General features: G+C 43.0%; 4 protein-coding genes. 3 read left to right on the top strand and 1 reads right to left on the bottom strand.

What is annotated here, in order from left to right; genetic code table 11:
* The first annotated feature begins 197 nt into the window (after positions 1-197).
* From Q4567_RS19165 to Q4567_RS19155, 3 genes are all read left to right on the top strand, one after another.
* Positions 198-1,061, top strand: coding sequence for a YicC/YloC family endoribonuclease (locus Q4567_RS19165; protein WP_216047740.1), 864 nt, complete (start codon positions 198-200; stop codon positions 1,059-1,061).
* A 179-nt stretch (positions 1,062-1,240) separates the two neighbouring features.
* Positions 1,241-2,431: a site-specific integrase gene (locus tag Q4567_RS19160; protein WP_303501719.1), complete on the top strand. Its 1,191-nt coding sequence runs from the start codon at positions 1,241-1,243 to the stop codon at positions 2,429-2,431.
* Positions 2,432-2,440: 9 nt separating this feature from the next.
* Positions 2,441-4,294 (top strand): ADP-ribosylglycohydrolase family protein, encoded by a 1,854-nt coding sequence (locus Q4567_RS19155; RefSeq protein ID WP_303501716.1) that lies wholly within the window; start codon positions 2,441-2,443, stop codon positions 4,292-4,294.
* A 140-nt stretch (positions 4,295-4,434) separates the two neighbouring features.
* Here the strand turns inward: Q4567_RS19155 and Q4567_RS19150 are convergent, their stop codons facing one another.
* Positions 4,435-7,347, bottom strand: coding sequence for a metallophosphoesterase (locus Q4567_RS19150; protein WP_303501714.1), 2,913 nt, complete (start codon positions 7,345-7,347; stop codon positions 4,435-4,437).
* Positions 7,348-7,515: the final 168 nt, after the last annotated feature.

The raw sequence follows: 7,515 nt of genomic DNA, 5'->3' as shown, positions 1-7,515 counted from the left end.
AAATCCCATGGCCTAAAGACCATGCTACAAGATAATTTCACCATCCCTCCCTGTAGGAGGCGGCTTTAGCCCCTCAACATTTCAGCGCAAATCCCGTGGCCTAAAGGCTTAGCTGCGAATAACAAAAACCACTGCGAATTTTGTTAATAACGCGTAAACTATGCCAGCATTCAAATTTAAATTATTGAGGAATACCCATGATATATAGCATGACAGCATTTGCCCGCAACGAAATAAAAGCAGAATGGGGCACCGCAATATGGGAAATTCGCTCGGTTAATCAACGCTACCTAGAAACCTTTTTCCGCCTTCCAGAGCAGTTTCGCTCACTCGAGCCAATGTTAAGAGAACGTTTTAGAAAACGTCTTCAACGGGGCAAAGTAGAATGTGCATTACGCTATATTCCCAACGATGCAGCAGCAGGCGAGCTAAGTCTTAATGAAGATCTTGCCAAACAGCTACTAAAAGCCGCCGACTGGGTACAATCTCACGGCCAATCAAGCGGCGTAAACCCCGTCGATATCCTGCGCTGGCCTGGCGTTATTGCCACGGTGGAAACCGATATGGACAGCATTCAAACCGACATAATGAAAGGCTTTGACGACACTCTCAACGACTTCATCCAAGCTCGCGCGGCAGAAGGTGTTAACTTAAAAGAAATGATTGAACAACGCCTTGAAGGAATACAAGAACAAGTCAAAATCGTGAGCGCCAGAATGCCAGAAATCATCACATGGCAAAAAGAGCGACTATTAAGCCGCTTCGAAGAAGCAAAAATCGAACTTGAAGCGGGCAGAGTAGAACAAGAGATGATCATGCTTGCACAAAAGGTCGACGTCGCCGAAGAACTCGACCGACTCAACTCCCATATTGGCGAAACTCACAACATCCTCAATAAAGGCGGCGCATGCGGCCGAAGACTCGACTTCATGATGCAAGAATTCAATCGCGAATCAAACACCCTAGGCTCAAAATCCATCCACGCTGACATCACCCAATCAGCCGTGGAATTGAAAGTGTTGATTGAGCAAATGCGCGAGCAGATCCAGAATATAGAGTGATTATTTCAGGGTTACTCAAGCACGCACAAACCCATATAAAATAAAGCATTAGCTATTCCAAGGTGTCTCAAGCTACTTGGAGATATCAATAAAAGTGGTTACAATAATGGTTACTGTAACCACTTAATTATGGTAACTCAGAAACAAACAATGTTTTTGTAACCATTTTGGATCTGCTAATGCTTAAACTCAATGCCAAGCAAATTGCCTCTTTAGCCAAAAAGGGAGAGCCATGCCGCGTTCCACTGGGCGAAAGCTTATACTTTAGAGTCAGTGATTCCGGCGGAACCAGTTTTGAAGTGCGTTATACCGTTTTCGGTAAACGTCGCGTAATGACCCTTGATACACCGTATCCACAACTTTCCTTAGCAGAGGCACGAATCAAAGCGGCGGAAATAAAGCTGCAAGCTAAGAAAAACAAAGATCCTCTTGAACAAAGAAAGTTGGAAAATGAAAAGCCTTTTAATCAACTCCGAGATCTAGCCAATGATTGGCTTAATGAGCGCGAGAAGAGAATCAAAACCGCACATATTTATAGACGCGTATACGAAAAGAATATCGATCCCATCATTGGCCAATTGCCACCTGAATCTATCAGACCTATTGACGTAAGAACGGTTATTCAAAAAATTGCTAATGATGGAAGACCTGCAATTGCTAATGATGCGCTAAATTACCTAAAGCACATTTTCAGACACGGCATTAAATTGGGTGAGCTGCAATCCAATCCTGCCGAAGCATTTAAATATGATGATGCTGGCGGTATTGAAAAGGCACGTACTAGAGCATTGTCTGCGGAAGAATTGAAAACCTTATTCATCGAAATGCATAAACAGAAAGACCAAATAACCCGAGAGAACTATTTAGCTGTCGCGTTGCTTGTCTGCCTAGCTTGTCGAAAGATGGAATTACTGGCTGCCAAATGGGCTGAGTATAACTTTGAACAGAGCTATTGGATTATTCCAGAAGAGAGAACGAAAACCGGAACGTCAATCAAGGTTCCGTTAACCGACCCCGTTATAAAGTGGTTGGAAGAACTAAAGATCCGTTCTGCAGGCTCCGAATACGTGTTTCCAAGCCGACGCCGCAGCAAACGTGAATACATGTCTCACGACACACTTAATGCAGCCATTGCCAAGTTATTTAAGGAAGAGAAACTTCAGATTCCTCATTTTACTGTGCATGACTTACGACGCACCGCTAGAACACTATTGGCAAGTTTAAAGGTACCGCCTCATATTAGTGAGCGCTGTTTGAATCACAAACTTAGAGGTGTTGAAGGGGTTTATGATCATTACGATTATTTTGATGAACGCTTAAGTGCATTAACTCAGCTTTCAGATTTAGTTTCACCACTGGTAAATCAATAAAGGAATATTATGTCGAAATTAGTTGGATTACATTTTAAGCCAGACGCATTACAAAAGTTGGGGTTACCGGATAGAGAGTTTTATATACCTAAGGAAGCGCTTTTCGCATCGGTAAATGGGGAAGGCATTTTGCCGCCCGAGCTATTGTTATACGGACTTCAGGTGAAGCTAAATCAGAAAGATGTTGATCACAACGATTTGCATCCTGCCATGTTCGCATTATTCAACATCCTCTATGAACCAGAACTTGAAAATGAGACCGGTGCTGAGGGGAATAATTGGAGTCTGGTTTACGGTGAGATTGATTTGGCTAAAGATGAAATCGTCACTATTCAACGTCAAGATCGTTTGCTTGTTGCTTTTCGTCTCGACGACACAGGTCTCATTATGTGTGCCTATGAGCCATTGGATGATGACTCACTTTCACAAATCAAATTAATTTGCTCAGATAATGACTCAGCGGGCAGGCAAAATACGGCTGAGAAGAGCTTTAAGTACGCAGCTCACAGGGCTGGTAAAATTTCACAAGCGTATGCATCCCATGCGGGGAATAGTTATATCAGCTATTGGCAGCATGGTTTAGGTATAAGCAACACTGGTGAAGAAATCGATACTTGGATCTCTCAAGTGGGATTGCATGCTATTTCAGCGATGCACGTTGGTACTCAACTGCAAGTACATGAGTTTTTCCATCAGCCCGAGTTTAATTTTACCGCTTATGTAAACACGCTTAGTAAAACTAATTCAGAAACCACCTGCACTTCAATAGATAGCGCTTTACGCAGCAAATTCATAGGTTGCCTATTGGGAGGCGCAATTGGCGATGCGTTTGGAGCCCCTGTTGAGTTCATGTCTAGAGAACGAATCCTTGCAAAGTGTGGTAATGACGGTGTGACTTCGCTCCTGCCAGCTTATGGTAAAGTTGGGGCGATTACAGACGATACCCAGATGACGCTTTTTACCGCAGAAGGTTTGTTGAGGGCTTATGTGCGGGGGAAGCATAAAGGCGCGACTTCGTGGTTAGGCTGTATTGGTCATGCTTATCAGCGCTGGTTACAAACCCAGTCCCACTCCTCGCCGAGTAATTTAACCATAAGCAATGACGGATTTCTTTGGCAATACCGAGAGCTCCACGACCAGCGCGCCCCCGGTAACACTTGCCTAAATGCACTCAGCACAGCAGGGGGATTTGAAGAGTTAGCATTCAATGACAGTAAAGGTTGTGGGGGGGTGATGCGTGTTGCGCCTATCGGTTTATTTTGCTGGCGCTTAAAAGACAGTTTTACCCTTGAGGAGTGTTTTAAGCTTGGCTGTAATACCGCACAACTTACTCATGGTCATCCTACTGGCTATTTGGCCGCGGGGGCATTTTCCGCCATCATTTATCAGATATTAGACGGTTACACCTTAGTCGACGCCGCACTTTCCGTTATCCCAATACTTAAAGAACAACGCAGCGCTGAAGAAACCATTAATGCCATCGAGCAAGCTTTAAGTCTATCGAAAACACAAAGCGATTATGCAAAAACGATTCAACAAATGGGTGAAGGATGGATAGCCGAAGAGGCACTCGCCATTTCATTATATTGTGCAATAGTCGCCAATGATTTTAATCATCTGATGAGCATATCCGTAAGCCATGATGGCGATTCTGACTCTACTGGAGCTATCTCTGGCAATTTATGGGGAGCGCTTTATGGCGTGACAAGTATTGATCAGCAACTTGTTCAACAGCTGGAATTATCCGAAACCATCGCAGAGATAGCCAAAGATTTGTTTGAATTTCCAACTTGGGGCATTGGTCCTTATGCGTCAAACCAGAGTTTTGATAATGCCATATGGAATAAATACCCTGGATATTGAACCTTTGCTATTTATATTATCGATTTTATAAAGTCCGTATAAGCGCTACAAAAAAAGCCTATCGTCACGATAGGCTTTTTAAATAACCCAATGTAAGCTTGTTTATGCCTTCATTGGGTAAATAGATTTTATATTCAATCTTACTTTTCTATGACTGCAAATTTACCGTCGGTGTGCACAAATCCCCAGATTGTGTTGCTATCTTTAACATAGCCCCAGTAGCGTTGTTGGCAATTGGACACTTGGAAACCACCTTCTGGGTGTTGGTCTGTGATTCTGTAATAGGTAGAGTAATGGTCAGAATAACCACTCTCGATATAACATTCATCACTAAACGCGGGTACCCATGATTGAGTTGCTTCATCGAAACGGCCGATGGTTAAATCAGTCAAAGTATATCCTTCAGGCGCGGTCATTACTAATGTCATGGCGTCGGCAAAATCTAAACCATCAGCTAGGTAGCGGCCATTCCAATTAGCATCATTACCACTCGGGTTACCATTAGCAAGCGATGGATTTAACGATGCTTCAATATCAGTACCTTTGACAAATATTCCATCACGCGTTGTGTGGGTTGGATTATTCACTTGCTCACCGTTTTGGTTAACATAGGTTAACGACGCAGACTCACCTTGCGCTAAAACACCTGCGTCTACATCGATGATAGGCGTAACTAGGTCACCATATTGGTTAAAGTACGAACCTTCCTGGGTTTGATTTCCGCTTAGGAATAACACATCCGAAAGGGTAGTGGCATCTTCATCGACAAACCAACTCATGGAGAACAATTCACGAAGACGCTCAACTTCACCAACAGTTGCGGCATATGAGCTGTTATATGTAAGGTTGTAGCCATCAATGATGGTTGCTTGAGAACCAACATAGCCATCTTCTGTTTTCGCTTCAGAGTGAGCGTAGTAGTTTTGATCAGGTGCTACAACTCGTACGGTCGCATCTGTGGTGCGGGTATTTTCATCTAACACTTGCCACTCAACTTGGTCACATGTTTGTGTTGTGCTAGCGCCTGCTACCATGTAATCGCCAGAATAGGTGCACCAAGCGTTACTATCGTAATCATAATGCGCGCCCAAATTCATATCCACTTCAGTTAAGCTATGGTCTGCGTAATAGGCCTTAGTGGTAATTTGACGGCCATTCACTTCAACAAGTACAAATGAAATACCATTGCCAAGGTCAGAACTGACACTTGCGTATTTGGTACCTTCACTGTTGGTTAAATTCCCACCTGTAATAGTGTCGTAGAAGTTATTAATGAATAAGCCTGTTTCGTGATCATCGTGCATACCATAGAGATCTTCATAGGCCTTCCATGATGCATTACCACCAATAATTTGGGTGAATCCATTGGCGGTATCTTTATCTTCTGATGTAGGATGAATTAAACTACGAGCATATTGGTGATCATGCCCTGCAATATAAGTAACTTGGTAATTGTTGAACAAGTTTAATATGTCCGCAGCCAATCCAGGTTCGGCTTCATCCTGCAATTGCAAGTAGCCCAATTGACCTATATCGTAACCATTCAAACTTGGCTCTTCTAGTTCTTCGTATGCGCTGGTTGCCGTCTCTAAAGCATTGCTATAAACCGCAATTTCTTCAGCAGACACATTGTTTGCAATGGCATTATCTAACGTTGCTTGCGCCGCATCTTTAGCTTCTTGCAAAGCAATTCGGTCTGCTACATAGGCATCGTAAATTTCGACTTGATAAGTTTGCGGGCGTTTTTTAGTTGATAACGGTTCATGTCCAAAAGCGACAATATGATCAACCTCTGCGGCATTGGCCGTAATGACTTCTTTTAACCATTCTCTTAAAATTGTCCAGGTACCTCTATAGGCGCTGCTATACAGTTCTGCAAAGTAGAAATCTAAAGCAATAAACATGGTTTTATCTTCAACAAAATAATAAACCAAATCTTCTGCACCAGGAAAACCTACAGCTTTACCGTTATCTAAATGTTCACGAACCAACGAGCCTGTGTATGCTTGATACAGCTTATAACCTTGGTCAAAATCAACCTGCTCGTAACCTTCATAAGGGTTAATATCGTTGTAAACATTATTGACTGACTGACGTTCCCACTCTTGTTCGTTAGTAAACCATGCAGGCCAGTTTCTACCATTTACGATTTCGTGATTTCCACGTGCCGGGAAAACACTTACTCCAGCTTCTCTTAGTGGCCCTGCCACTTTTTCCATCCACTGCACATAGTCAGACTCAGCACGATATTCGGTAATGTCGCCTGTGGCTAGAACCAAATCGACATTTAGCTCAATCATTTTATCGGTAACCGCTTCTACTAAAGGTAAAGGTAGCACTTTCCAGTCAGGACCAAAATCTTTACGATCTTCAGGTGCAACAACTATGGGCTCGCCGTCACTATCTACTTCGATATACGGGTGAAAAGGGTCTTCAACGTTAACTAAGTAGCTAATACCATCTTCATCCCAATCATTGGCTTTAACCGCGTCATTCTGACTTTCAGTTCCAGCATCATAATAACCATCACCATTGTAATCGACACCAACGTATTCTTTAATCGACAAGGTATTACCGTCTTTATCAACGTCAACATACAAAGACATGTTGTCATCATCTCGGCCTTGGGTATCTGGAAAGATAGCAAAGCGTAAAACCTTATCTGCATCTTCAGGTAGGATGTTTGCACCTGTTGTGGCATTGCTGCCTAATACCGGGGCTTGTGCCGTTAACGCATCTAACGTTGTTTGCAGGGCTTCAATTTCAGCCTGCAAAGCAGCAATATCTTCATCTGTTGAGGCACTGTTAGATGCTTCTTGTAAGGTCACTAACTCTGCAGTCATAGCATCTATCTGTGCTTGCATCGCAACAACAGTCGCGTTCAAAGTGGCAACTTCCGCTTCATTCGCTGTGTCTATGTTGTTGAGTTCGGTTTGCAGTTGTGCGACTTGCGCTTGCAGTGCACTTACTTCAGCGTCATTGTCGTCACCAATGTTACAGGCGCTAAGCACACTTACCGCGGCTAACGTTAGAGTGAAATGTTTCAATTTCATGGCTGTTTCCTCATTAATAAAAGTAATTTTCATGGCGAATATCAGGCTTCAAGTTGGCGATATCCATCAAGGTTCTCTGCGCATAAGACGGCGCTAAAATTAATAAGGGGACAGGGTTTTTTATATATTTTTTCAACGCCAATTTGTCACTAAATTGTCACAATAAAA

It is taken from the genome of Aliiglaciecola sp. 2_MG-2023, assembly GCF_030548145.1.
GTDB classification, from domain to species: Bacteria; Pseudomonadota; Gammaproteobacteria; order Enterobacterales; family Alteromonadaceae; genus Aliiglaciecola; species Aliiglaciecola lipolytica_A.
Note: the sequence above shows the minus strand (reverse complement) of the source record. Positions and strands in the feature narration are given on the sequence as shown.